Origin of the sequence: Salimicrobium jeotgali, from assembly GCF_001685435.2 — a bacterium.
Taxonomy (GTDB): Bacteria; Bacillota; Bacilli; order Bacillales; family Halobacillaceae; genus Salimicrobium; species Salimicrobium album.
The window spans coordinates 1931396-1956872 of record NZ_CP011361.2 but is presented as its reverse complement, the minus strand read 5'-3'; the positions used below and the strand labels follow the sequence as shown (position 1 = coordinate 1956872).

Below are 25477 nucleotides of genomic sequence, written 5' to 3'. Positions count from 1 at the left end.
GAAAAGATGATTAAACGGAAAAGTAAAAGAGAAATTGAAAAGATGAAAGAAGCAGGAGAGCTTCTCGCTTCTGTCCACAAAGAATTGCGCTCCTTCATCAAACCGGGTGTAACTACCATGGAAATCGAGCAGTTCGTGGAACGCTACCTGGACAAGCATGGAGCCACCGGAGAACAAAAAGGCTACCAGGGTTATGAGTACACCACCTGTGCTAGTATCAACGACGAAATTTGTCACGGTTTTCCCAGAAAGGAAAAACTGGAAGAAGGGGACATCGTTACGGTGGACATGGTGGTCAAACTGAACGGATTCCTCGCTGATTCGGCGTGGACTCATCCCGTGGGTGAAATCAGCGAGGAAGCACGGAAACTTATGGATGTATCCAAAACTTCCCTATATAGAGGGATAGAAGCTGCGCAGGTCGGCAACCGCATCGGAGATATCGGCCACGCTATCCAGTCTTATGCGGAAGGGGAAGGATATTCCGTAGTCCGGGAGTTTACGGGCCACGGCATCGGAGAAACTATACACGAAGATCCTTATATACCGCACTTCGGTGAAGCGGGTAAAGGAGCCCGTCTGAAGGATGGTATGGTGATTACCATTGAACCGATGATCAACGTCGGCGACTGGCAGAGTAAAATGGATGATAATCAGTGGACCGCAAGAACGGTCGACGGGTCGCTATCGGCGCAATATGAACACACTATCGCAATTACAAAAGAAGGGCCGTTCATTCTTACGGCCCAGGAAGATGAGTAGTTCCCGGGTTTTGGGGGGCACATAAAGCGTACAGGGAGGACCTGTACGCTTTTATTATTCCAATAAAAAAGAAAACTGCTTCAGCAGCAGTTATTTTTGGACCCTGGAGGCCTGAGGGCCCCGGCGTCCTTCCTCTATTTCGAATGTAACCGGCTGTCCCTGCTTCAACGTTTTATACCCTTCTTCGTCAATCGCAGAAAAATGGACAAAAACCTCTTCGTTCCCGTCTTCAGTTTCGATAAAACCGAACCCTCTGTCATCGCTGAACCACTTTACGCGTCCTTTGATCATGACAAGCCCCCTTTATTCCGCTGAATTGTATTCAGTTTACCACTTTATGAGTATAAAAGGAATGCGGCCTTTCATTATTTTACAAAAACATAAAAAACGGAAGCCCCCCTGTCAGAAGACTTCCATTTTTGCTTCAGACTTTTTTGACAGGGTTTTGCCGGTGAAACCCGAAATAATTGTAAGAAGCGGGGAGAGGAGACAGAAAAAAGCGAACGGCAGATACTCAAGGACCGGTACGCCAAGCACCCCGGCCATAAATACTCCGCAGACACTCCAGGGAACGAGAGGATTGATCACCGTACCGGCGTCCTCCAGGGTACGGGATAGATTCTTTCTGGCAAGGCCGACTCTGTCATACACGTCCTGAAACGCTTCTCCGGTCAGCAGAATCGAAAGGTACTGTTCTCCGACCGTAACGTTGATTCCGATAGCTGTAAAAGCAGTGGCGATCGTAGCTGAACGCACGGATTGCAGCCCTTTCTGCGCACTTTGAAGAATGCTCGGTATTATCCCCGTAGTGAAGAAAAGACCGCCCAGAGCAAGGGCAAGGATGACGATGGAGATGGTGAAGAACATTCCGTTCATGCCGCCTCTTGAGAGCATATCTGTCAGCCCTTCGTTTTGCGTTTCAATCTCAAAACCGCTAAACCAGGAACTGAGTACTGCGCCCCACTCCATCGTTCCCCGTAAGCCTGCAATGACGGTCGCTATAACACTCGTGACCGAGAGAGAAACGAAAGCCGGACGTTTGGTAACAGTGAACAGGACGAGGACAGCGAGAGGAATCCAGGAACTCCAGTGGATCAGGCCGGTGCTTAACAGCCCTTCTTCAAAAGGAGATAAAGTGGCTCCGCGGCTGCTTCCCGGAGAAAGAAAAGCAAAAAGGATAAAAGTGATGATGAACGCCGGTACAGTAGTCCACATCATGTTTTTTATGTGATCGAACAGATCGACTTTCACTACGGTGGAGGACAGGTTGGTCGTATCGGACAGAGGAGACATTTTGTCTCCGAAAAAGGCACCCGAGACAATGGCACCGGCCATAACTGCCAAAGAAAGGTCAGTAGTCTGTGCAGCTCCCATAAAAGCTACCCCGACCGTAGCAGCTGTAGTGAACGAACTGCCGAGAGCCACGCCCGTAAAGGCGGTGATGGTAAATACTAAAGCGTAAATAAACGGACCGCCGGTCAGAGAGAAAGCGACGTTCATGAGGGCAGGAATAGTTCCGCTCGCCATCCAGCTGGCTATTAAAATACCGATAACGAAAAAGAGCAATACAGCCGGCATTCCGGATTGAGCTCCCTGTACCATCCCATGCTGTAATTGATCAAAGCGGAATTTCCTCACCGTGCCGTAGGCTAAAAGAATAAGAATCCCGATGAGAATAGGAGTGTGAGGAGTGCTTTCCAGACTGATAATGAAAAAACTGATGACTGAAATTATAAAAAGAAGGACAATGACGGACTCAGTCAGACCCGGTAATTTTTTAGGCTGTAAGTATAACACTGAAAAAACCTCCTGATGATTGATCGTTTGCTTTTATGCTTAGACGCTTTTGTGTATTGAAGTATATGAATTTACTATAGAGCAGGTGCGAAGCTGTGTCAACGAAGGAGAAAGAAAATGAGGAAAAGGAAAAATCACTCTAACTATTCACCCCGGATATAATGTATAATATTAGAAAATATTACTGAAATGGAGGGATGATGTGGCGGAGGTTAGTGAAAGAATCACCATTTCCGGCAGAGGAAAAATGTTCAGAAAAGGTTTCGTCGCCGGATCACCGATCATTTTTGGATACATACCTATTGCCCTTACTTACGGGGTGCTTGCTTATCAGTCGGGTCTTACTCTTTTTGAACTGACGTTCATGAGCGCGGCTGTGTTTGCCGGAGCCGCGCAATTTCTCGGAGTTTCGATGGTAGCGGCGGGGGTAAGCGCTGCAGAAATTATTATAGCCGTGTTCGTATTGAACTTCCGCCATTTTGTTATGAGTCTTTCTTTTGTAAACCAGATGAAAGCTCATGCGAAGAAGCGGAAACTTCCCCTAACATTATTTTTGACCGATGAAACATTTGCTATTTCTTCCATTCATAAGAAAGAAGCGAAAGGGCCTCACGCGTTCTGGTTCTACTTTGGAGTAATGCTGGCTGCATACAGCGCCTGGGTACTTGGTTCCCTTGCCGGAGGTCTTCTTGGCAATGTCATGCCGAAAGCACTCAGTGACAGCATGGGTATCGCTCTTTACGCTATGTTTATCGGGCTCCTCGTACCTTCATTGAAGAAATCCATAGCCGTCGGAGGTATAGCCGGGGCAGCCATGATTATCAACAGTACAGCTCAGTGGGCGGGACTTACTGCCGGATGGTCCATTGTTATAGGGACGATCCTTGGAGGATTGCTCGGTGTATTTCTCCTGCCCGATGAAGAGGAGGAAGAAGAATGATCCTTTGGATGATTTTAGGGATGAGTGCCGTTACTCTGGTGCCGAGATTCGCTCCGGTATTTATCATGGATAAACTTGACCTTCCCCTGTGGGGGAGAAGATGGCTTGCAGCTATCCCCTACGCAGCGCTCGGAGCGCTTATTATCCCGGGGATATTCACGGTGATAGACGGCAAGCCCTGGGCAGGCATGGCCGGCGGGGCGGCAGCCGTCCTTGCAGCCTGGCTGCGTGCCCCGATAATGGTCACGGTGCTGATTGCAATTATAACAGTACTTTTAATCAGCCATCTTTAACCGTGATATGGTTCCGTATGAATATGAGCGTAAGAAATGTGATGATTTTTTTCGAGAAGTATTTCTATCTCATCCGTAATATCATGGGCTTTCTGGACGGTGATGTCCGGAGATACGAGAATGATTACGTCGACGAGCGTTTCATTACCCTGGAGACGGGCTTTGACGTCAGCCACCTTGTTCACTTCGGGGTGGGACGAGATAGTCGATTTGATTTCATGAAGTTCATCTTCATCGAACCCGTCCGTTAACAGGTGAGTCGCGTCCGTGAAAATATCCCACGACGTTTTTAAAATAACGGCGCCGACGATGACAGCTGCAGCAGGATCCATCCAGAGCATGCCGGACATCGTACCGAAGATACCTACAGCGGCTCCGATACTGACGAGAGCGTCCGACCGGTTATCCTGGGCTGCGGCGTATAAAGCCCTGCTGCTTACCTGACGTGACAATCGGAGGTTAAAACGGTACACCCCGTACATAATGACCGCGCCTGCAACCGCTGTCCACCCTGTAAGCAGAGACGGCTCTCCGAACTGACGGTTGACAATCGTTTCACCTGCCCCAAAAAGTACTTGAATACCGATAGTAGCCATAATGAAGGCAGCAATCAGTGAAGAAATAGTCTCAGCCCTGGAGTGGCCGTAGTGATGATCGCTGTCCGGCGGTTTCCGGGAGATGCGCAGGCCGATCAGTACAGCCAATGAGGCAATGATGTCCGTTGTATTATTTAATCCGTCTGCACGCAGGGCATCGGACGAGCCGATTTGTGCCATGATCAGCTTTGATATCGATAATACGACATAAGCGATAATGCTGACCCAGGCACCTGTTTCCCCTTTTTTCCACTGGTTGTTTTCCATCGATTATCTCTCTCCTTACCATCCTTCTATCATAGCAAATATACCATATGCAGGCTAACAGTATTAAAGAAAGAAGAAGAGGCGAAATTGGAGCAATATTGCCAACAGGATAAAACTTAGGCAGGGAGAACAATTTGCGGTTGAGAAGTTCTTTAAATGAATAGTTTTAAACTGAGATAATTAGGTTATTGTAAGTAATGTGGTGGAAACAGTGCACAGCCTGCCGCACTGTTACCAACGAAAATATCGTTTGGGAGGTATTGTTGTTATGGCAATTAAGCTGGCTGTCATTTATTACAGTTCTACAGGTACGAACTATCAGATGGCTAAGTGGGCAAAAGAGGAAGCCGAGAAAGAAGGAGCGGAAGTTAAGCTCGTGCGTGCTCCCGAACTTGCTCCTATGGCTGCTATTGAAAAGAACCCTGCCTGGAAAGAACATTACGAAGCTACAAAAGACGTAGTCCCTGAAGCGAGAGTGGAAGATCTGGAATGGGCAGATGCGTTTGTTTTCAGTTCACCGACACGTTTCGGAAGCGTACCTGCACAACTGAAACAATTCTTTGATATGGCAGGGGGCCTATGGGCTCAAGGAAAACTTGTCAACAAAGTGGCTACAGCCATGTCTTCCGCTCAAAACCCTCACGGAGGACAGGAAGCGACTATTCTGAACATTTATACCACTATGTATCACTGGGGTGCTATCGTCGTACCTACAGGTTACTCGGACGATACGATTTTCGCAGCAGGCGGAAATCCTTATGGAACAAGTGTAAGTGTAGATGGCGAAGGCAATATGAAGGAAGATGTCGAAGGGGCGGTACGCCACCAGGCTAAACGTACCGTGCAGATTGCAGAAAAAATTAAACAGTAAAATAACCAGACAGTGCCGGCAGGAAAAGATTTCTGCCGGCCTTTTTATGTTTCAAAAGAGAGAAAGCGGGTATATTATAATTAAATATTCAGAAAATTGTTGCTAAATCATCTGTTATCTTGCATAATGGAAAAAAGGATTGAGGGGGTAATCTCATGAGGAAGCAAAAGAGTGTATACGTTCTTCGACGGTTCCCGGCATACAAAGGAAAAAATATTACTGCAAAACGAGAGTTGTCCTACGGTATTAAGCTGGCTTCCCGGTTATTTCTCGACCAGATGGTATATGAATTCAACAAAAACCGCCTGGATGCTGCTATAAACGAAGCTATTGATAACGATGACAGAGCTGCTTTCGAGCGACTAGCCGTACATTACCAGCCCTACACCTGGGAATAACATAAGTTCGGTCAACGAAAAGTGTACCTGCAACGAGTGGGTACGCTTTTTGTTATGCTTCAGAAGCGGTTATACACAAGAATGATTTTCATGATATAGTAGGTAAGGATATTTTTTACAAAAAGGTGGGTACATAAAATATGAAAAAAACTGTAGTGACGGCAATTATAGGCTTAGGACTTCTGCTTGCCGGTTGTGCCGGTGAAAATACTGCAGAAGAAAACGCAGCTGACCCGGAGGAATCCGTTGAGGAACAGACGGGCAAAAAAGGAAATGCAGAACAAAATGACAGTAGTGGCGATAGTCAGGCAGAAATCGGGAATAAAGAGGAAACGGCTCAGGACGACAGTGGTGAAAATGAAAGCAACGGAAACGGAGAGACAAGTGAGAGCCGGAAAACTTCAGAAGATGGAAGTATGATTGAAGTGGAAGAGCCTGAAAGAATCGATGTAATAGTTAATAAGCAGAGAAAGCTGCCGGAAGGGTACGAAACTCCGAACCTGACCGTGCCGGATGTTCCGTTCTCTTTTGAAGAGTTTCATCCGAAAAAACAGATGAGAAAAACAGCAGCTGCGGCTCTCGAAGAGTTGTTCCAGGCAGCAGAAGAGGACGGTTTGGAACCCGTCGCTGCTTCCGGCTACCGTTCTTATGAACGACAGAAAGCGATTTACGAAAATTCCGTAGCGGAAAATGGAAGAGAATATGCGAATCGTTATTCCGCTAAGCCGGGGACGAGCGAGCACCAGACCGGGCTTGCCATGGACGTAACGTCTGCTGAAATGGGTTTCGGACTTGATGAGTCTTTCGTAAACACAGAAGAAGGTCAGTGGCTGAAGGAAAATGCGCACCGTTTCGGCTTCGTCATTCGTTATCCCGAGGGCAAGTCGGATATCACCGGGTACGCCTATGAACCCTGGCATCTGCGTTTTGTAGGAAAAGAGCTGGCGGGTAAAGTGCACGCGGAGAATGTGACGCTTGAAGAATATTTTGGGCTGTATCCTGTCAATCAGTGATAATATGGATTTAAAAACTCCCGGGTTTCTCGCGTCCGGGAGTTTTTCTTTCGGTCAGAGTGCCAGTCCGACACGCTTATTTTTATAGTCGGGAGAAATTATTTCGCGGACGGCGACCTCCGCTACATCAGGGACCGGAGCTCTTTTACCGTTTTCGGGTAAATAATCAGCTTCTTCACGGAGAGGACCCCCCGATTCTTCATCCGGCAGGTAAGTCGGACAAAGAATCGTCCAGCTCCTGTCACTGTTTTCAAATTCCCGGTAAACTTTTTCATGCTCTTTTGCAGCGAACGTAATTCTCCGTTTCGACTCGTCTGTCTGATATCTCAGCTTACCTTCTTCCGTCCGGCTGTTCAAAATGCCCGCCGTACCAATCGTAACTATGCGAGGAATATTGTATTCCTTCATTATTTCGAGGCAGGTCGGAGTGAATTCCGATAACGTCGTTGTTTTATCGGTTCCAAGAGCACTGAACACCACGTCTGCATGTTCCAGAGTTTTCCGGAGGGTTTCCGGGTCCAGTACGTCCCCCTCGATACGGTTTATATCGTCATTGAGCAGACCGGAAGCTTTCTTGCTGTCTCTGACGAGAGCGGACACAGTGTGCTGCTCAGCAAGTTTATTTGCAACTCTGTGGCCTACTCTCCCTGTCGCTCCAAGTATTGCTATGTGCATATGTATTCCTCCTTCTTGTTCTATCATTCCCGATCCAAATGCAAATTAAGCGGTGTTCCAAGTTTTTGCGGAGTTTGCATCAAAAAGGTGATAGTTCGATTGAAAGTTGATACAATTAAATGGAACCATTTTAAGGAGGGATCATCAAGTGGAATATCGTATTGAAAAAGACACATTAGGGGAAATGAAAGTACCGAAAGATAAATACTGGGCGGCCCAGACGCAACGGAGTAAAGAAAATTTTCCGATCGGTGACGAAAAAATGCCGAAAGAAATCATTGAAGGATTCGCTATCCTGAAAAAAAGTGCAGCCCGCGCGAACGAAGAACTCGGTCTTCTGGAGAAAGACAAAGCGGATGCTATCGCATATGCAGCAGATAAAATTACGGCAGGCGAACTGGACGACCACTTTCCACTCGTCGTGTGGCAGACCGGAAGCGGAACGCAGTCCAACATGAACGTAAACGAAGTCATCGCATACGTCGGCAGTGAATGGCTTGAAAAAGAAGGAAAAGAAACCCGTCTTCATCCGAATGATGACGTGAATAAATCCCAGAGTTCCAACGACACGTATCCTACAGCGATGCACATTGCAGCTGTACGTAAAGTGGAAGATGTGCTGCTCCCGTCTTCGGAACAGTTAAAGAAGACATTGAAAGAAAAAATGGAAGCGTTTAACGACATCGTTAAAATCGGCCGGACTCACCTTCAGGATGCCACTCCTCTGACCCTTGGCCAGGAAATAAGCGGATGGCACAGAATGCTTGAGAAAACGGAAAAGATGCTGACTGAAAGCATTACATACGTAAAAGAACTGGCCATCGGGGGAACAGCGGTCGGCACAGGTCTGAACGCTCATGTGGACTTTTCCGAAAAAGTCGTTTCCTATATCAACAAGGATACGGGGAAAGATTTTATTTCGGCACCTAATAAATTTCATTCCCTTACCTCTCATGATGAACTTGTACATGCGCACGGAGCTGTAAAAGCACTGGCAGCGGATATGATGAAAATCGCCAATGACGTTCGCTGGCTCGGCAGTGGACCACGTTCGGGTATCGGGGAAATTACGATTCCGGCTAACGAGCCGGGGAGTTCCATAATGCCCGGAAAAGTCAACCCGACTCAAAGTGAGGCAGTAACGATGGTTGCAGCCCAGGTTATGGGTAACGATGCGACTATAGGTTTTGCAGCAAGTCAGGGTAACTTTGAGCTGAATGTCTTCAAACCGGTAATTGCCTATAACTTCCTGCAGTCGTCCCAACTTCTTGCAGACAGTATGAAGAGTTTCGACGAACGCTGTGTACAGGGACTGGAGCCGAATATGGAGAAAATCGAAGAGTATCTTCGCGATTCGCTCATGCTTGTAACAGCTCTTAACCCGCACATTGGATACGAAAATGCTGCGAAAATAGCGAAAACTGCTTTCGAAAAGAATCAGAATCTGAAAGAAACGGCAGTAGAGCTCGATTTACTGACAGAAGAGCAGTTTGAGGAATATGTTAAACCTGAAGAAATGACGAAACCGAACGCAAAATAAACGGGGGAATAGAGAATTACAGAAGCCTGAGAAGGGAGCGGTCCCTTCTCAGGTTTTTTTATAATGAATAATTCATATCTTTTTGAATAAACATTAATGATTATGGATAATTATTTCTTTTAATTATTAACAGAAACAGAAAGTTTATATTTTTTTAAAATAAAATGTCAACGTTTACAAAGTTGTCGTAACAGCGATCCATTAATTGGATAAAAATTAACCCGCGTGCAAAATTCCGTATTTTATACTATAATTATGCAACGCTACTGTAAGCAGAATTTTCTTAATCTTCAAAAATAAATAATCGTTCATCAGGAGGTTTTAAAACATGGAAAAAAGAGGCTACCCTGCTACCCAGGGGTTATACCATCCGGATTTTGAACACGAAGCCTGCGGTATCGGAATGATAGCGAACATAAACGGTTCGAAATCCCACGATATCGTAAATAACGCGGTCACCATTCTTTGTAACCTGGAACACCGCGGGGGACAGGGAGCGGATGTCAGTACAGGAGACGGCGCAGGAATTATGACCCAGATCCCCCATTCTTTCTTCGAGAAACAATGCGAAAAAGAGGATATATATTTACCGGAAGCCGGGAAATATGGCGTCGGGATGGTTTTTCTTCCGAGAGACCGCAATTCCCGGCAGGAAGCCAAAAAGATTTTTGAAGGACTGGTAGAGAAAGAAGGACAGAAATTCCTCGGGTGGAGGTCTGTGCCGATTAACGCTTCTTTCGTCGGGGATAATGCTAAAACGACCATGCCTTACATTTCACAACTGTTTATTGAACCGGATGATACTATCGAAAGTCGCATAGAATTTGAAAGGAAGCTTTACGTTATTCGGAAGCAGGCATTGAAAGCTTTGGAGAAAAACGATAAATTTAAAGAATTCTATATGTGCAGCCTATCCACGACCACTATCGTCTACAAAGGCATGTTGATCCCCGAACAGCTTGACTCTTTCTATATTGATTTGAATCACCCTACATTTAAAACTGCTTTCGCCATGGTCCACTCACGTTTCAGTACAAATACTTTCCCCTCGTGGAAAAGATCCCACCCGAATCGCTATACTATTCATAACGGGGAGTTCAATACGCTGCGCGGAAACGTCAACTGGATGCGGGCCCGCGAAAAAATGTCTCAATCGGAAGCATTCAACGAGGAAGAATTGAAAAAAGTTTTGCCCGTCATCGATGAAGACGGAAGCGATTCCTCGATGTTCGATAATGCTCTTGAATTTATGTATTTATCAGGAAGATCGCTGGCGCATTCCGCGATGATGATGATTCCTGAACCGTGGGCCAACGATGAGACGATCCACCCGAAGAAACGGGATTTTTATGAATACCATAGCACTCTTATGGAACCATGGGACGGTCCTGCGGCCGTCTGTTATACAGACGGCAGACAAATAGGGGCCTGCCTCGACCGGAACGGCCTTCGCCCGGCCAGATATTACGTTACCAAAGACGGAATGATTGTGCTCGGGTCCGAAGTGGGGGCGCTCGATATCTTTGCTGATGATATCGAATATAAAGGCCGTCTCCATCCCGGTAAGATGCTCCTGGTTGATCTTGAGGAGGGCCGGATTATTCCGGATGAAGAAGTGAAACTGGGCATAGCCGAAGAGAAACCATATGGAAAGTGGCTTGAGAATAACAAATACGACTTATCCGATTTTCCGGAAACTGAAGCCAGCGCGCCGCGAATTACCGGAGATAATCTAATCACATTGCAGCTGGCTTTCGGTTATACGACGGAGGAACTCAATAAAATTATAAAACCGCTGGTCCTTGACCGGAAGGATCCTGTAGGTTCGATGGGGTATGATTCTCCTCTCGCTGTCCTGTCGAAAAAACCACAGCTGCTCTACAACTATTTTAAACAGCTTTTTGCCCAGGTGACCAATCCGGCTATCGATGCCATAAGGGAGAAGGTTATTACGATGACGGAGACGACCATTGGGAAAGAAGGAAGCGTCGTAAATCCGAAGCCGGAAAGCTGCCGCCATCTGAAGCTCGACACCCCGGTACTGACAAACGAGCAGCTGGGAAAAATCGAAAATCAGGATATTGAAGGGTTTGAAAGCGGGAAGTTGTCCCTGCTCTTTGAAAAGAATGGCCAGGAACGCGAAATGGAAAAAGCTCTGGAACGGCTGTTCAAAGAAGCGGACAAAGAAGTGGAGAAAGGCACAACTTTCCTTATTTTGTCGGACAGGGGTGTGAACAGAGATTATGCAGCCATTCCGGCACTGCTTGCCGTTTCAGGAATGCACCATCATCTCATTCGCGAGGGTGTCCGTACTAAAGTCAGTTTAATACTTGAATCGGCAGAGCCTAGAGAAGTGCACCATTTCGCTACTCTGCTCGGGTACGGGGCGGAAGCTGTAAATCCTTATCTTTCTTATGAAACGCTCCGTGATCTGGTGGCGCGTGGGGAGATTCCGGATCGCAACTATGACCAGAGCGTTCGCGACTACGTGAGCAGTGTTACGGACGGAATCGTCAAAGTACTTTCCAAAATAGGTATATCTACTATTCAGAGTTACCGCGGTGCTCAGATTTTCGAAGCGGTAGGCATCAGTCCGGACGTGATAGATAAGTATTTCACTAGAACAGCCTCCCGGCTCGGGGGCATCGGACTGGAAACTATAGAGCAGGAAGTGTGTATGCGTCACGACCGGGGGTTCGAAGCCGAGCGGTCCCGGACGAAGATGCTGGACCCGGGAGATGAATTTCAGTACAGAATGAACGGGGAAGACCATCAGTACAACCCCCAGACTATTCATACCCTGCAACGGGCAGCAAGAACTAATGACTATAAACTGTTTAAGAAATACACGAAGATGCTCACCGATGAAACGAATAATCTGCAGTCGCTCCGCGGGCTCATTAAGTTCAAAGATCGTGCCTCAGTTCCTCTTAATGAAGTGGAGCCGGTGGAAGAGATCGTGAAACGGTTCAAAACAGGAGCGATTTCCTACGGTTCCATTTCACAGGAGGCCCATGAAGCTCTGGCTGTAGCCATGAACAAACTTGGAGGTCGAAGCAATACCGGAGAAGGCGGGGAATCACCTGACCGGTTCCATCCGAATAAAGACGGGACCTCAAGGCGCAGTGCCATTAAACAGGTGGCTTCCGGTCGTTTCGGGGTAACGAGTCACTATTTGGTGAATGCTGATGAAATTCAGATCAAAGTATCCCAAGGTGCCAAACCCGGAGAAGGGGGGCATCTGCCGGGTAAGAAAGTGTACCCGTGGATTGCGGAAGTAAGAGGGGCAACTCCCGGAGTGGAATTGATTTCTCCGCCCCCTCACCACGATATTTATTCGATCGAAGATTTAGCGGAACTGATTCATAACCTGAAAAACGCCAATCCGGAAGCCCGTATCAGTGTCAAACTGGTATCGGCCGTAGGGGTGGGAACGATAGCTGCAGGTGTGGCCAAGGGACGTGCGGATCTTGTACTGATCAGCGGCTATGACGGCGGCACGGGTGCCGCGCCCCGGACGAGTATCAAACATGCAGGAATGCCGTGGGAAATTGGAGTTGCAGAAACTCACCAGACTCTCCTCCTGGACGGACTCAGGGACCGGATTACGGTGGAGACAGATGGTAAATTGATGACGGGACGTGATGTCGTTACGGCCGCTCTGCTGGGGGCGGAAGAGTACGGATTTTCCACAGCTCCTCTCGTAGTTCTTGGGTGTATTATGATGCGCGTCTGTCACCTGGATACCTGTCCGGTCGGAGTTGCCACCCAAAATCCGGAGCTTCGAAAGAAATTTATAGGGGATGCTGATCACGTCGCGAATTTCATGCGTTTCATAGCAGAAGAGGCAAGAGAAATTATGGCAGAGCTCGGTTTCCGGACGGTGAACGAAATGATCGGTCGAAATGACGTTCTGGAAAGGAAAGCCGATGTGGATCACTGGAAAGCCAAAGATGTGGACTTATCAGCTCTTCTTTATCGTCCGGAGACAGGATCGAACGTCGGACATTATTCTCAGGTGGAGCAGGATCACGGACTCGAGAAGTCTCTTGATGTCCAGGAACTGATTCCTCTTTGTAAGGAAGCGATCGATAATGGAACACCGGTGAAAGGTACAGGATCGATACGTAACATCCACCGGGTTGCCGGAACGATACTCGGCAGTGAAATTTCGAAAAAATATGGAGAAGAAGGTCTTCCGGAAGATACAATTCAGCTGAAATTCAAAGGTTCGGCCGGTCAGAGTTTTGGAGCCTTCATTCCGAGAGGACTTACGATGCGCCTGGTCGGAGATGCAAATGATTACGTCGGAAAAGGTCTCTCCGGCGGGAAAATCATCGCTCACCCTTCCCCGCGTTCTACGTTCAAAGCGGAAGATAACATTATAGCTGGAAACGTCTGCTTTTATGGCGCTTCCGGAGGCGAAGCATATATCAGCGGGAAGGCGGGAGAACGCTTTGCTGTGCGTAACAGTGGAGCCCATCTCGTAGTCGAAGGTGTGGGTGATCATGGCTGTGAATATATGACAGGAGGAAGAGTAGCCATACTCGGGGAGACAGGGAGGAACTTTGCCGCAGGCATGTCCGGCGGAATAGCCTATGTACTGGACGAAGACGGAAGTTTCAGCACTAAACTTAATAAAGAGCTTGTACTTTCGGAACAGATACAGGAAGAGACAGAGAAGCAGGAACTTTATGAGATGATCGAAGCCCATGCAGGCTATACCCGGAGTGAGAAAGGGCAGCGGATTCTTGATAACTGGGAGGAAACACTTCCTAAATTCAAACGCGTCGTGCCAGTAGCATTTCTTGAAATGAGGAGCAGAATCGAAACATTCAGGAACGAAGGGAACGATAAATTCGAAGCGGAAATGAAAGCATTTGAAGCCAGCCAGAAAAAAGAAGAAGAACAACTGGAGACTGAACAGGAGGAGGCTAAAGATGGGCAAACCGACAGGGTTTATGGAGTATGAGCGCCGGGGGAGACCGGAACGGGACCCTAAGGAAAGGGTGAAGGACTGGGAGGACTACACGCTCCCCATGCCGGATGTAGAAGCACAACGGGAAGGGGCACGCTGCATGGACTGCGGTGTGCCTACCTGTCACACCGGCACCGAAATGGCTGGAGGGACCTCAGGATGTCCCGTCTATCACTATATTCCGGAATGGAACGATCTTGTATACCGGGGGCAGTGGAAAGAAGCACTGATGAAAGCTCACGAGCAGAACAACTTCCCTGAATTCACCGGTATCGCCTGTCCGGCTCCGTGTGAAGGGGCATGCGTGCTGGGTCTGAATGAGAATCCCGTAGCCATAAGATCGGTGGAGAGGTCCATCGTTGAGAAGGGTTTTGCTAACGGATGGATTACTGCGGAACCGCCCGAAAAGCGTACCGGTAAGAAAGTGGCAGTTGTAGGGTCCGGACCGGCGGGGTTAACCGTAGCCGACCAGCTGAACAAAGCGGGACATACAGTCACAGTATACGAGCGTGACGATCGTCCCGGCGGCCTGCTTACGTACGGCATACCGGAGATGAAACTATCGTATGAAGTGGTACTGCGCCGTGTAAAACTTATGGAAGAAGAAGGGGTGCGCTTTGTAACGAATGCAAATATAGGAAAGGACATACCTTCCCGCCAGCTGGAAGAGGAAAACGACGCCGTTGTATTATGCGGTGGCGCAGCTAACCACAGAAATATTGACGTAGAAGGACGTAACCTTGAAGGTGTACATTTTGCGATGGACTTTCTTCATGCAAATACCAGAAGTCTGCTGGACTCACATCACGAGAACGGAGAATACATCTCCGCCGAAGGAAAAAATGTAATTGTAATCGGAGGTGGTGATACCGGAACCGACTGTATCGCCACGTCCATGAGACATGATTGCAAGTCACTCGTGCAGTTCGATATATACGACAAGAAACCTGAGAATAGAGATGAAGCGGTAAACCCGTGGCCGCAATATCCGGTGATTCATCGTATCGAATACGGGCAAAAAGAAGCGGAGGCAGTTTTCGGAGATGACCCGAGAGCTTATGCCGTCCAGACTAAGAAGTTTGTCGGAGATGGAAATGGTCAAATTAAGGAAGTGCATACTATCAACGTTAAACTTAAATTCGATGAACAGGGGAACAAATATCGCGAAGAAATTCCTGGCACCGAGAAGGTCTGGCAGGCAGATCTCGTATTGCTGGCTATCGGTTTTACAGGACCTGAACAGGAACTGGTGGAAGAAATGGGGCTCGAAACGACCCGAAGAACGAATGTTAAAGCTGACCTTCATACGTACCTGACAAACAAAGAAGGAGTTTTTGCAGCAGGAGACATGCGGCGCGGACAAAGTCTGATCGTCTGGGCCATCAACGAAGGAAGAGCTGCTGCAGATGCCTGTGATAAATATCTGATGGAGGTGCCGGAGACAGTATAAGCCGTTCTTTTATTATCACTCTTGTATAACAGCCCCTCTCGGAAAGCGGAGAACATCTTCCGGTTTCCGAGAGGGGCTGTTTAGTATATCTTCTCTACTTTTTAAGTACTTATTCGGTGCAACCCTTTTTTGCGCCAAAATTCTGATACTTGTATTGACATTTTCATTAAAAAAGATATTATTGGTATAAATATACGATATAATTAATAAATATTCATATACAGAGGGGGAATTACAGTTTGGTACACGCAGGTATCGCCGGAGCTACCGGCTATGGTGGCGTAGAATTGTTCCGGCTTCTGGCCAATCATAAGGATATAAACAGTATAAGTCTTTATTCTTCTTCGGAGGCAGGTTCTCCGTACGCTTCTTTAATGCCTCAGCTGTCCGAGTGGTTCAGTGATGAGCTTAAACCTATAGAAACAGAACGGATGAAAGAGGAACTGGATGTACTGTTTCTCGTGACACCCGCAGGAGTATCCAGAGACCTGACCCCCTTGTTCCAGGGCAGCGGAGTAAAGGTGATTGATTTGTCGGGGGATTTACGTCTGCAGAACCCGGCGGATTATGAAAAGTGGTATAAAAAACCTCCTGCTCCCGGACAGTTACTGGACGAAGCGGTTTACGGTCTGTCGGAAACGAATGGCGAAAAGATAAGGGAGGCGGATATTCTCGCTAACCCCGGGTGTTATCCTACAGCAGTACTCCTTGGGCTTGCCCCTCTCGCCGACAGCGGGTTGCTGGAGAAAAAATCTCTCATTATAGATGCTAAATCCGGTATTTCGGGAGCAGGAAAGTCTCCGAACGAAAAGACAATTTATACGAATACAGAAGAGAACTTCAGAGTTTACAAAGTGAATGAACACCAGCACATACCTGAAATTGAGCAGCAGCTTAAGAGATGGAGCGGGAGATCGGAGGCAGTTTCGTTCACTCCCCATCTCGTACCCATGACGAGAGGTATTATGGCGACGATGTATGTCGATGTCTCATTGCATGAACATCCGGAATCGTGGATGGATCTTTACAGAACTTTTTATGCAAACAGTCCTTTCGTTCGGGTCAGGGATGAATTCCCGGCAACGAAAGATGTGTACGGCTCAAACTTCTGTGATATGCATGTGGAACTGGACGAGAGGACAGGTCGGTTAACGATAGTGTCCGTTATAGATAACCTCGTTAAAGGAGCTTCGGGTCAGGCGATACAAAACATGAATATTATGCTCGGATTCGAAGAGACGAGAGGTTTGAAGTTGTTTCCTTTATATCCATAAATAAAAAATAGAAAGGAGTTGGGAGGTTGATCGATACAGCGTTAAACGTAGAAAAGATAGAAAATGGAACAGTAGCCACGCCAAAAGGGTTCACAGCCGGAGGAGCCCATACAGGTTTAAGAAAAACGAGAAAAGACATGGGGGTGATTGTCAGTGATGTGCCGGCTGTCAGTACCGCCGTTTACACCCGGAGTCACTTTCAGGCTGCGCCATTACAGGTGACGAGAGAAAGTCTGGAAGATGGCATGCTTCAGGCAGTAGTCGTGAACAGTGCAGTAGCGAACGCCTGTACAGGTGCCCGGGGAGTGGCCAATGCGTTTCAGATGAGACGGTGGCTGGCAGAACGTCACGGCCTTCCGGAATCTTCGGTAGCCGTCTCTTCCACCGGTGTCATCGGGAAACAGCTGCCTATGGATATTATTAAAAAGGGCTGTTTTGAAGTAGACCCGGATTCGGAAGGAGGGGAAGACTTCGCTTCCTCGATTCTCACTACTGATAAGAAGACGAAATCTGTCTGTTATCGGGTGAAAATCGGGGAAAGCGTAGTAACTGTAGCCGGGACCTCGAAAGGCTCCGGAATGATCCATCCGAATATGGCGACGATGCTCGGGTTTTTGACGACGGACGCAGCTGTCGATCCGGAAGATTTCGACCGGCTTTTAAAATCTACTGTCAATCACTCCTTCAATCAGATTACCGTGGATGGGGAAACTTCGACAAATGACATGGTGCTGGCCATGGCGAACGGAGCGGCTAATAATGAAATTCTTCACGAAGGTCATGAAGACTGGGAACTTTTCGCAGGAGTCTTTTCGGAAGTCTGCTGTGACCTTGCTAAAAAAATAGCAGCAGACGGAGAGGGGGCGACCAAACTGGTGGAGGTTACCGTGAACGGCGCGGCAAGTGTGGGAGAAGCAAGAGAAGTAGCTAAAAAAATCGTAGGTTCCAGTCTCGTCAAAACGGCCATATATGGAGAAGATGGAAATTGGGGGCGGATTATCGGTGCGATGGGCCACAGCAGGGCAAGTTTCGATTCCGGAAAGTGTACCGTGGCGGTCGGGTCCTGTACCGTTTTTGAAAATGGGGAGGGCGTCGACTTTTCAGAGGAAGAAGTAGCTTCCTATCTGTCCCGGGATGAGGTGAAGATCACTGTAGATCTTTGCGCCGGTGACGCTTCCGGAACAGCATGGGGGTGTGACCTGACGTATGACTATGTCAAAATCAATGCCAGTTACCGGACATAAACCTCTGCTTGTCCTGAAGATAGGCGGTAGTATGATCGATGAACTGGAAAGCATTTTTCTTAAGAGTGTAGAAGAACTCAGGGATCGGTATCAATTTGTAATCGTTCACGGCGCAGGCCCCTCTATCTCCTCCGAACTGAAGGAACGAAAAATCGACGCTCCTTTCATACACGGACTGAGGAGGACGACGAAACCGGCTATGGAAGTTGTGGAAACAGTATTGGGAGAAGTGAAAAACCGGGAACTGGCAGACAGGTTTACGGAGGAAGGGATGAAGGCAGTGAGTATAAGAGGTTGTGATGGTGTGATTTCTGCCGAATTTCTGGATTTCTCTTCTTACGGGTACGTAGGGGGGATGCCCCGGATCGAAACGGGACTTCTGAAGGAACCTCTAGAGAGGTCTTTCCTTCCTGTCGTTTCTCCTCTTGCGCGGACAGGAAACGGGGAAATTGTGAACGTGAATGCCGACACCGCAGCTGCAGGAATTGCAAAAGCACTGAAAGCAGACAAACTTATTTTTGTAACGGATGTACCCGGTGTAATGGAGGGGGAAAGGATAATTCCGCACCTTTCCTCAGCAGACATCAGGCAGCTCATTGAAAGAGAGACGATTCATGGAGGAATGATACCTAAAGTGAGGGCGGCGGAAGAAGCGTTATCCGAAACATTGCGGGAAGCGGTGATCGTCAGCGGGAAAGAACCTATGTCAGTAAACGGGGAATGGAAAGGCACATTCATTACAAAAGAGGAAAAGGGGATGTTTCTGTGAGTTTGTTTCCGACTTATCCGCGTCTGCCGGTAACTTTGACGGATGCGGAAGGAACGATCGTAAGAGATGATGATAATAATGAATATCTTGATTTCACTTCCGGTATCGGAGTGAATAATCTTGGACACCGTCCGGTTGCAGTACAAAGGGCGATTGAAGAGCAGATGAACCGGCTGTGGCATGTATCGAATATTTTTCCGGTACCGGCTCAGAAGGAAGCGGCGGAAATTTTAACATCACACTCTTCCATGGATGCCGTATTTTTCTGCAACAGTGGAGCAGAAGCGAATGAAGCAGCTATTAAGCTGGCCAGAAAACATACAGGCAAAAATAAAGTAGTGACATTCGGTCAATCTTTCCACGGGCGCAGCTTTGCTACAATGGCGGCTACCGGACAGGAAAAGGTCAGGCAGGGGTTTGGCCGTATGCTCGAGCCTTTCGACTACGCAGTGTGGAATGATCAAGAAAGTGTGGAAAAGAACATAGACGAGACTACAGCAGCGTGTATGCTTGAGATTGTTCAGGGAGAAGGAGGAGTCCGTCCGGCAGAACAGAGTTTTCTGGAATTCGTTCAGGATATATGCAGATCACGGGGAGTGCTTCTTATCATTGATGAGATCCAGACGGGAGCCGGACGTACAGGAGAACTGTTCGCTTATGAGACAATGGGGCTCGATCCTGATATCATTACATCGGCTAAAGGGCTCGGCAGCGGTTTTCCGGTGGGAGCGATGCTGGGGAAGGCTTTTTTGAAGGATGATTTTAGTCCGGGAAGTCACGGGTCCACCTTTGGAGGGAACCCCCTCAGCGCCACGGCAGCCAGAGCTACTCTGGAAGAGATACTTAAAGAAGGATTTCTCAATGATGTAAAAGAAAAAGGGAAGTACATGAAAGAACAGCTGACCAAAATGGTTGCTGATATCGACGGAGTAAAAGAGGTGCGTGGACTCGGGCTCATGATAGGGGTCGAATGGGAGTATGAAGTAAAACCGATTATCGATGAGTTGCGGACCGAGGGCGTGCTCGTACTTCCGGCAGGTCCGGACGTGATACGTTTGCTTCCTCCCCTTACCGTGACGACGGCCCAGATTGATGCAGCACTTCGCATTCTGGACGAAGTATTTCACAGAAAAGCGTAGTGACGGATAAGAATTCTATAAAAAACAACAGCGCGCCCTGTCGTATTGGGGCAAAAAGCGCTGTTGTTAAGTGATTATCTGATGCGAAGCTCTGATTCCTTATCGAAGAAGTGAGCTTTATTCATATCCATGGCGATTTCTATAGTATCTCCACCTTTGACGTCGGAGCGGGAGTCCACCCGCGCCACGAATTCCTGATTACCTATTCTCGAGTAAAGATAGGACTCCGCTCCCATCAGTTCGGCAACTTCGATGTAAGCCTTGATTTTTTTATCACTGTTACTGTCGATAAAGAGCTGTTCGTCATGGAGTTCCTCCGGACGTATGCCGAGTACGACTTCTTTACCGACGTATCCCTGTTCGCGCAGTGTCTTCATCTTCCCTTCCGGAACGGCTACTTTCGCCTCATCGATTTCTATATGGTCCTCACCCAGTTTTCCGGTAAAGAAGTTCATCGCAGGAGAGCCGATGAACCCGCCGACAAACATGTTCTCCGGCCGGTCGTATACATCTTTCGGGGCTCCGACCTGCTGGATAACACCATCTTTCATAACTACCAGTCTGGTTGCCATCGTCATAGCCTCCGTCTGGTCATGCGTTACGTAAATAGTGGTCGTCTGCAGGCGCTGATGGAGCTTCTGGATTTCGGCACGCATTTGTACACGAAGTTTGGCGTCCAGGTTGGAGAGCGGTTCGTCCATGAGGAAGACTTTCGCATCCCGGACGATAGCGCGACCGAGAGCCACACGCTGGCGCTGACCGCCGGAGAGTGCTTTCGGTTTACGGTCGAGAAGAGATTCGAGCCCAAGAATGTCCGCAGCCCGTTTAACCCGTTCCTGGATCTCTTTTTTATCCATTTTACGAAGTTTCAGTCCGAATGCCATATTATCGTAAACGTTCATGTGCGGATAAAGGGCATAGTTCTGGAAAACCATTGCAATGTCCCGGTCTTTCGGTGCCACATCATTCATACGATTTTCATCAATCATAAAATCCCCGTCAGTAATGTCCTCTAGTCCTGCGATCATACGCAGAGTCGTCGACTTCCCGCACCCGGAGGGACCGACGAATACCACAAATTCCTTATCATTGATATGTAAATTAAAATCCTGTACGGCATGCACATTTCCGTCATAAACTTTTTGGATATTGTTCAAATTGATCTCAGCCATTATCATTACCCCCGTCATTTGAAATCGTTTTCTTTATAAGGACCAGTCTATCTCATCCGTACAATAAAGAAAACGGTTAACGTGCACAGGAAAATCAACGGCGTTTTGTGCACGTTGTCAGTAGCGTATGTAAAGAATAGAGAGATAAACGAGGACGCCTGCGTCGAACTGCCTGATGTCCATTCCGGTAAGTTCCGTGAATTTATCGATACGGTATTGCAGGCTGTTGCGGTGCATATATAACGTTTTGGCAGCGGCTGATGCATTCGCTCCGTGTTCAAGAAACACTTTGACGGTATCCAGAAGTTCCCCGTCGGATTCAGTGCCTTTCAGGAAATTGGATGCAAGGATTTCTCTGTTCTCTTCTTTTAAACTATCCATATAAAGATAAAGAGCCGTATTCAGAGGTGTGGCGAGTGCTCCCGGGAGATAGCGGGAGGCTGTTTCGGCCATCGTTTGAGAGAAGGTGAAATGGGTATGGACCGACCGGAACTCTTCATAGAATTCACTTACATAGAAACGGATTTTCATATCGAAGTCACTCATAAGTACATCCATCACTTCGTCGAAAGCGATGGTTTCCACCGGTCTCTCTGTCTGCTCCTCAATGATTACCCCGCCCCTTCCATCTGTCCAGATGATGGAAACAGGGAACGGAAAGAGCGCCTGGAAAGCTTCGTGGAGAGATTCCTGATCCACGGAATGAGGAGCGGTAAAGAAAATGAAGCGATAACGGTGAGGAGGCGTCTGGAAAGTTGCTTCTTCCCGCTGGAAAAGCAGACGTCTCCACTGGTCTTCCCTTAAAGAGATTCCCCGGTCGGCTTTCGGGAAAAGTTCAAGCAGGAGAGTATGCTCACGTTCCGGAACTTCTTCCCGCTTGAGGCCCACCGTCCCTTCGTCCGTATCGAACCAGTAATAGGAATCGTATGCGTGTACGGACACTTCTTCCGGTGTTGTATAATTGGAGTAAAGCTGTTTCAGCTGAGCTGCTTTCATAAAACATATCCTTTCTTTTGTATAATCCCGAGTGATGTAGTAGTATTAAAAGAAAATACCAGATTAGCAAGAGGAGGGGCTCCTTCATGGAAGATATAGAGAAGAAAAGTGAATATGATCAGGATGTGAAAAATCGCCTCAAAAGAGTGGAAGGGCAAATACGCGGCATTTTAAAAATGATGGATGAAGGAAAAGAATGTAAAGATGTTGTAACACAGCTATCTGCTGCCCGGTCGGCGATGGATCGTTCCCTAGCATATATTGTAGCAAAAAATTTGGAAACATGTATTCGTGATGCAGAGAACGAAGGAGAAAGTGCAGACGAAGTAATAGGCGAAGCTATACAAATGCTCGTGAAGAGCCGCTGAAACGCTCCGGTGTCCCGGTGCGTTTTTTTGGTTAAGAGGAACAAAACAGGGGCGTCCTTCCGTGGCTCGGCACACTTGGCATACCTTCGGGTCCCGCGAACTGATTGCACGTTTTTTACCGATTCGCTTATACTGAAAGAAACATAACCGGAAATGAGGATAATTATATGGATCCGATACTGTTTACAATTATGATGATCGGAATTGGAGCAATGATCGGGGGAGTGACGAACTCTCTCGCCATACGTATGTTGTTTCGTCCCTATCGTCCTGTATATATAGGCAAATTTCAAATACCGTTCACTCCGGGACTTATTCCCAAACGGCAAAGTGAACTGGCAAAACAACTGGGTGAAATGGTGGTGGAACACCTGGTGACTCCGAGCGGGCTCAGGAATAAGCTTTTGAACGAGACATTCAGGGAAACACTGCTAAGGGGAACCAGAAAAGAAGTGAACCGTTTCCTCGATTCAAAAATCACTCTGGGAGAACTCATTTCTCCCATGGCCCCGGAACTTACGAAAGAAAACGTGCACGGAGAACTTGAAAAACAGCTGGAGAAAACTATCAGCGGGTGGCTGGACAGAAGAAAAGACGTAAAAATAAAAGATATTGTGCCGGGAGAATGGGAAGAGAGGGGGATATTTCTTACAAAACGCGCAAGCATCTATGTACAGAGGAAAATAGCTTCGTATCTTGAAAGCCCGGACGGACGATATCGTGTAAAGGCTCTTATCAACGATTATTTTGAAAAACACGGGATGTTCGGCCAGCTCATGTCTTCTATTTTCAGCAGCAGAAACATAAGCGAACGGCTGCATGGCACTATGGTGAGATATGCAAACAAAGAAGAGACCAGACAGTGGATTGAAGACGTAATGGTGGAGGAGTATAAACATCTGATTGCTTTGAAAGTGGAAGATATTGAACAACACATCAGGCGTGAGGAGATAATCGCCTCATTTTCCGAAGCTTTGAGCAGTCTCGTACCTCTGGAGAGATACTGGGATAAACCGCTCTCCGAGATTCCGACCCCTGTGCGGGAGAGGATTACGGAAGATGGAGTGGCTTTTGTCGTTCCGAAAGCGATCGATTTTCTTTCGGTACAGATGGAAAGTGTCATTAAACATTTGCATCTGGAAGATATCGTGAAGGAACAGGTGGAAGCTTTCGAGGTATCACGCCTTGAAGATCTGGTGCTCGGAATTTCACGTCGCGAGTTCAAGATGATCACTTATCTCGGAGCTATGTTAGGGGGATTTGTAGGCCTTCTTCAAAGTGGTATCGTACTCCTCCTTGGAATATAAGTTTTTGCCTATACAGACGGAAACTCGTTTGTTATAGTAGGAAAAGAGTCAAATTTAGGAGGTTATTTTTCAATGGCTAATATTTATGATAATGCATATGAACTGGAAAAAGCACTACGTAACAGTGAAGAATTTACAGCACTTAAAGACGCTTATGACAAAGTGATGAGCGATGAATCTTCTAAACAGATGTTCGAAGATTTCCGTCAGACGCAAATGACGCTTCAACAGAAGCAGATGCAGGGAGAAGAAATCTCCGAAGAAGAAGTGGAAAAAGCGCAGAGCGTTGTACAACTTGTACAGCAGCATCCTGATATTTCCAAGCTGATGGAAGAAGAGCAGCGTTTGAACACGGTCATCAATGAGGTAAGCCAGATCATTACGAAACCTCTTGAAGATCTTTACGGTACCCAGGATCAGGAAGAACAGTAAAAAGTCGCCTTCGGGCGGCTTTTTTTTATGCCAAGAAAAGGGTGCGTATATTGTTAAAAGGAAAGTCGGAATTTTCGTCGAAATGTATAATACAGGAAGGTATGTAAAGAATTAAAAAGGGGGAAACACATTGAATTATTTCCGTTTAGAACAGCACGACTCTTTTGTACACGTTCAATTGGCACGTCCCGACAAATACAATGCATTGAATGCACCGATGCTTAAGGAGTTCAGGGAAGTGCTAGAGGAAGTGAGAGGATACGAAGCGGATCTGGTTCTGATATCCGGCGAAGGTCCCGGATTCTGTGCCGGAGGCGACATTTCGATGATGAAAGAGTTTTCGGATGATGAAAAATACAGCGCACTGATGAATGACATCGAAGCGATTGTTAAAGAAATCTATACGATGCCTAAAATAGTCGTTGCTGCCGTGCACGGCTCTGCTGTAGGACTCGGGTTGAGTATCGCCCTCAGCTGCGATTATATTATTGCTGAAAAAAATGCAGTATTTTCGATGAATTTTATCGGGATCGGTCTGGCTCCGGACGGAGGCGGCCACTACTGGCTGAAGGAAAGGCTCGGTGTGCATCATGCGAAACAGTACGCCTGGGAGGGTGCGAAACTGTCGGGACAAGAAGCTCAGGAACTGAAGCTCGTGGATATGGTTACGGAAGAATTGATGTCCCAGGCGGAAGCTCTGATGACGAGCTGGAGCCGCAGGCCTTTGAGGTCGATGATTGCCACGAAGACTCTGTACCATCAGGCGGGCGTAAAGGAACTGGATTATTACCTGCAGCAGGAACGGGTTAACCAGAGGAAACTGAGTGAAACGAAAGATCACAAGGAAGCGGTCCGTGCTTTTATGGAAAAAAGAAAGCCGGAATTCACAGGTGAATAATCGGGGAAACGACTGAAGAATCTAAGATCAAAGTTCATTCTGAAATTGAATCAAAGAAGCCTTCCTCTGTTTCCAGAAGGAAGGCTTCGCTATGTGTTGAAGTTATCTGTGAAACAGAACGAGATGACCTTCAGGCGCTACGCAGCGATGAGTCTGTTCTTCATATCCCTGCTCGGCCAACTTCCCTTTTCCGATTTCCGCAGCAGATTTATCGTCTTCCGCTTCAAACCTTTCGTCGATCAGGTTGGTGCCGTCCTGGCTGAATACTGTCAGAAAATATGTTTTCATTTATGTACCC

24 protein-coding genes are annotated in these 25477 nt (G+C 47.4%); 17 read left to right on the top strand and 7 right to left on the bottom strand.

Annotation, left to right across the window (positions count from 1 at the left end; translation table 11 throughout):
- Positions 1-6 precede the first annotated feature (6 nt).
- Complete coding sequence (gene map / locus AAV35_RS09755; protein WP_008592221.1) at positions 7-762, top strand: type I methionyl aminopeptidase; 756 nt, start codon at positions 7-9, stop codon at positions 760-762.
- A gap of 90 nt (positions 763-852) precedes the next feature.
- On the opposite strand, the gene AAV35_RS09750 is transcribed toward map, so the two are convergent.
- Both AAV35_RS09750 and nhaC read right to left on the bottom strand, forming a co-directional pair.
- Positions 853-1053 (bottom strand): cold-shock protein, encoded by a 201-nt coding sequence (locus AAV35_RS09750; protein WP_008592224.1) that lies wholly within the window; start codon positions 1051-1053, stop codon positions 853-855.
- A 111-nt stretch (positions 1054-1164) separates the two neighbouring features.
- A complete protein-coding gene (nhaC, locus tag AAV35_RS09745; RefSeq protein ID WP_008592225.1) occupies positions 1165-2559 on the bottom strand; it encodes a Na+/H+ antiporter NhaC in 1395 nt (464 codons plus the stop codon).
- 202 nt (positions 2560-2761) lie between these two features.
- Here nhaC and AAV35_RS09740 point away from each other — a divergent pair, with 202 nt between their 5' ends.
- Together AAV35_RS09740 and AAV35_RS09735 are read left to right on the top strand one after the other, a co-directional pair.
- On the top strand, positions 2762-3499 hold the full coding sequence (locus AAV35_RS09740; RefSeq protein WP_008592226.1) for an AzlC family ABC transporter permease: 738 nt from the start codon (positions 2762-2764) through the stop codon (positions 3497-3499).
- A complete protein-coding gene (locus AAV35_RS09735; RefSeq protein WP_008592227.1) occupies positions 3496-3792 on the top strand; it encodes an AzlD domain-containing protein in 297 nt (98 codons plus the stop codon). Before AAV35_RS09740 ends, AAV35_RS09735 begins: the two co-directional genes overlap by 4 nt.
- Here the strand turns inward: AAV35_RS09735 and AAV35_RS09730 are convergent.
- Entirely contained in the window at positions 3789-4655 is an 867-nt protein-coding gene (locus AAV35_RS09730; protein WP_008592228.1) for a cation diffusion facilitator family transporter, read from the bottom strand. The genes AAV35_RS09735 and AAV35_RS09730 overlap by 4 nt on opposite strands.
- Positions 4656-4923: 268 nt before the next feature.
- On the opposite strand from AAV35_RS09730, the gene wrbA reads away from it, so the two are divergent.
- From wrbA to AAV35_RS09715, 3 genes are all read left to right on the top strand, one after another.
- A complete protein-coding gene (gene wrbA, locus AAV35_RS09725) occupies positions 4924-5526 on the top strand; it encodes an NAD(P)H:quinone oxidoreductase (protein WP_008592229.1) in 603 nt (200 codons plus the stop codon).
- Between the two features lie 155 nt (positions 5527-5681).
- Positions 5682-5924 carry an IDEAL domain-containing protein gene (locus AAV35_RS09720; RefSeq protein ID WP_008592230.1) on the top strand — a complete coding sequence of 81 codons (243 nt, stop codon included), beginning with the start codon at positions 5682-5684 and terminating at the stop codon, positions 5922-5924.
- Positions 5925-6064: 140 nt separating this feature from the next.
- A complete protein-coding gene (locus tag AAV35_RS09715; RefSeq protein ID WP_008592231.1) occupies positions 6065-6937 on the top strand; it encodes a M15 family metallopeptidase in 873 nt (290 codons plus the stop codon).
- Positions 6938-6991: 54 nt separating this feature from the next.
- On the opposite strand, the gene AAV35_RS09710 is transcribed toward AAV35_RS09715, so the two are convergent.
- Positions 6992-7612 carry an NAD(P)-dependent oxidoreductase gene (locus AAV35_RS09710; RefSeq protein WP_008592232.1) on the bottom strand — a complete coding sequence of 207 codons (621 nt, stop codon included), beginning with the start codon at positions 7610-7612 and terminating at the stop codon, positions 6992-6994.
- Between the two features lie 148 nt (positions 7613-7760).
- Here AAV35_RS09710 and fumC point away from each other — a divergent pair, with 148 nt between their 5' ends.
- The 7 genes from fumC (at position 7761) to AAV35_RS09675 (ending at position 20006) form a co-directional block, all read left to right on the top strand.
- Positions 7761-9152: a class II fumarate hydratase gene (gene fumC, locus AAV35_RS09705; RefSeq protein ID WP_008592234.1), complete on the top strand. Its 1392-nt coding sequence runs from the start codon at positions 7761-7763 to the stop codon at positions 9150-9152.
- Between the two features lie 328 nt (positions 9153-9480).
- The gene (gltB, locus tag AAV35_RS09700) at positions 9481-14124 is read left to right on the top strand and encodes a glutamate synthase large subunit (protein WP_008592236.1); all 4644 of its coding nucleotides are present in this window, start codon (positions 9481-9483) and stop codon (positions 14122-14124) included.
- Complete coding sequence (locus AAV35_RS09695) at positions 14093-15580, top strand: glutamate synthase subunit beta (protein ID WP_008592239.1); 1488 nt, start codon at positions 14093-14095, stop codon at positions 15578-15580. The genes gltB and AAV35_RS09695 overlap by 32 nt, the downstream gene beginning before the upstream one ends.
- Positions 15581-15819: 239 nt before the next feature.
- Positions 15820-16854 (top strand): N-acetyl-gamma-glutamyl-phosphate reductase, encoded by a 1035-nt coding sequence (gene argC, locus AAV35_RS09690; RefSeq protein ID WP_008592240.1) that lies wholly within the window; start codon positions 15820-15822, stop codon positions 16852-16854.
- Between the two features lie 26 nt (positions 16855-16880).
- Positions 16881-18098, top strand: a complete 1218-nt coding sequence (argJ, locus tag AAV35_RS09685; protein ID WP_008592242.1) for a bifunctional glutamate N-acetyltransferase/amino-acid acetyltransferase ArgJ — start codon at positions 16881-16883, stop codon at positions 18096-18098.
- Complete coding sequence (gene argB, locus AAV35_RS09680) at positions 18061-18867, top strand: acetylglutamate kinase (protein ID WP_082409554.1); 807 nt, start codon at positions 18061-18063, stop codon at positions 18865-18867. Before argJ ends, argB begins: the two co-directional genes overlap by 38 nt.
- Entirely contained in the window at positions 18819-20006 is a 1188-nt protein-coding gene (locus AAV35_RS09675; protein ID WP_052034763.1) for an acetylornithine transaminase, read from the top strand. Before argB ends, AAV35_RS09675 begins: the two co-directional genes overlap by 49 nt.
- A gap of 74 nt (positions 20007-20080) precedes the next feature.
- On the opposite strand, the gene AAV35_RS09670 is transcribed toward AAV35_RS09675, so the two are convergent.
- A complete protein-coding gene (locus tag AAV35_RS09670) occupies positions 20081-21178 on the bottom strand; it encodes an ABC transporter ATP-binding protein (RefSeq protein WP_008592246.1) in 1098 nt (365 codons plus the stop codon).
- A 117-nt stretch (positions 21179-21295) separates the two neighbouring features.
- Positions 21296-22174 carry a PucR family transcriptional regulator gene (locus tag AAV35_RS09665; protein WP_008592247.1) on the bottom strand — a complete coding sequence of 293 codons (879 nt, stop codon included), beginning with the start codon at positions 22172-22174 and terminating at the stop codon, positions 21296-21298.
- Positions 22175-22260: 86 nt separating this feature from the next.
- Here AAV35_RS09665 and AAV35_RS09660 point away from each other — a divergent pair, with 86 nt between their 5' ends.
- From AAV35_RS09660 to AAV35_RS09645, 4 genes are all read left to right on the top strand, one after another.
- Positions 22261-22542, top strand: a complete 282-nt coding sequence (locus AAV35_RS09660) for a metal-sensitive transcriptional regulator (RefSeq protein ID WP_008592248.1) — start codon at positions 22261-22263, stop codon at positions 22540-22542.
- 167 nt (positions 22543-22709) lie between these two features.
- Positions 22710-23849 carry a DUF445 domain-containing protein gene (locus AAV35_RS09655; RefSeq protein WP_008592249.1) on the top strand — a complete coding sequence of 380 codons (1140 nt, stop codon included), beginning with the start codon at positions 22710-22712 and terminating at the stop codon, positions 23847-23849.
- Positions 23850-23921: 72 nt separating this feature from the next.
- Positions 23922-24281: a YlbF/YmcA family competence regulator gene (locus AAV35_RS09650; RefSeq protein WP_008592250.1), complete on the top strand. Its 360-nt coding sequence runs from the start codon at positions 23922-23924 to the stop codon at positions 24279-24281.
- Positions 24282-24411: 130 nt separating this feature from the next.
- Complete coding sequence (locus tag AAV35_RS09645) at positions 24412-25179, top strand: enoyl-CoA hydratase (protein ID WP_008592252.1); 768 nt, start codon at positions 24412-24414, stop codon at positions 25177-25179.
- 102 nt (positions 25180-25281) lie between these two features.
- Here AAV35_RS09645 and AAV35_RS09640 read toward each other — a convergent pair whose 3' ends face one another.
- Positions 25282-25467, bottom strand: coding sequence for a YhzD family protein (locus tag AAV35_RS09640; protein ID WP_008592256.1), 186 nt, complete (start codon positions 25465-25467; stop codon positions 25282-25284).
- Positions 25468-25477: the final 10 nt, after the last annotated feature.

Bases quoted from the DNA above. Each gene is read 5' to 3' on its own strand.
- wrbA (WP_008592229.1), top strand. From the start codon at position 4,924: ATGGCAATTAAGCTGGCTGTCATTTATTACAGTTCTACAGGTACGAAC.
- AAV35_RS09675 (WP_052034763.1), top strand. From the start codon at position 18,819: ATGGAAAGGCACATTCATTACAAAAGAGGAAAAGGGGATGTTTCTGTG.
- AAV35_RS09650 (WP_008592250.1), top strand. From the start codon at position 23,922: ATGGCTAATATTTATGATAATGCATATGAACTGGAAAAAGCACTACGT.
- AAV35_RS09730 (WP_008592228.1), bottom strand. From the start codon at position 4,655: ATGGAAAACAACCAGTGGAAAAAAGGGGAAACAGGTGCCTGGGTCAGC.
- AAV35_RS09715 (WP_008592231.1), top strand. From the start codon at position 6,065: ATGAAAAAAACTGTAGTGACGGCAATTATAGGCTTAGGACTTCTGCTT.
- AAV35_RS09710 (WP_008592232.1), bottom strand. From the start codon at position 7,612: ATGCACATAGCAATACTTGGAGCGACAGGGAGAGTAGGCCACAGAGTT.
- AAV35_RS09670 (WP_008592246.1), bottom strand. From the start codon at position 21,178: ATGGCTGAGATCAATTTGAACAATATCCAAAAAGTTTATGACGGAAAT.
- AAV35_RS09720 (WP_008592230.1), top strand. From the start codon at position 5,682: ATGAGGAAGCAAAAGAGTGTATACGTTCTTCGACGGTTCCCGGCATAC.
- AAV35_RS09695 (WP_008592239.1), top strand. From the start codon at position 14,093: ATGGGCAAACCGACAGGGTTTATGGAGTATGAGCGCCGGGGGAGACCG.
- argB (WP_082409554.1), top strand. From the start codon at position 18,061: ATGACTATGTCAAAATCAATGCCAGTTACCGGACATAAACCTCTGCTT.
- AAV35_RS09655 (WP_008592249.1), top strand. From the start codon at position 22,710: ATGGATCCGATACTGTTTACAATTATGATGATCGGAATTGGAGCAATG.
- AAV35_RS09735 (WP_008592227.1), top strand. From the start codon at position 3,496: ATGATCCTTTGGATGATTTTAGGGATGAGTGCCGTTACTCTGGTGCCG.
- AAV35_RS09640 (WP_008592256.1), bottom strand. From the start codon at position 25,467: ATGAAAACATATTTTCTGACAGTATTCAGCCAGGACGGCACCAACCTG.
- AAV35_RS09665 (WP_008592247.1), bottom strand. From the start codon at position 22,174: ATGAAAGCAGCTCAGCTGAAACAGCTTTACTCCAATTATACAACACCG.
- AAV35_RS09750 (WP_008592224.1), bottom strand. From the start codon at position 1,053: ATGATCAAAGGACGCGTAAAGTGGTTCAGCGATGACAGAGGGTTCGGT.
- AAV35_RS09660 (WP_008592248.1), top strand. From the start codon at position 22,261: ATGGAAGATATAGAGAAGAAAAGTGAATATGATCAGGATGTGAAAAAT.
- map (WP_008592221.1), top strand. From the start codon at position 7: ATGATTAAACGGAAAAGTAAAAGAGAAATTGAAAAGATGAAAGAAGCA.
- gltB (WP_008592236.1), top strand. From the start codon at position 9,481: ATGGAAAAAAGAGGCTACCCTGCTACCCAGGGGTTATACCATCCGGAT.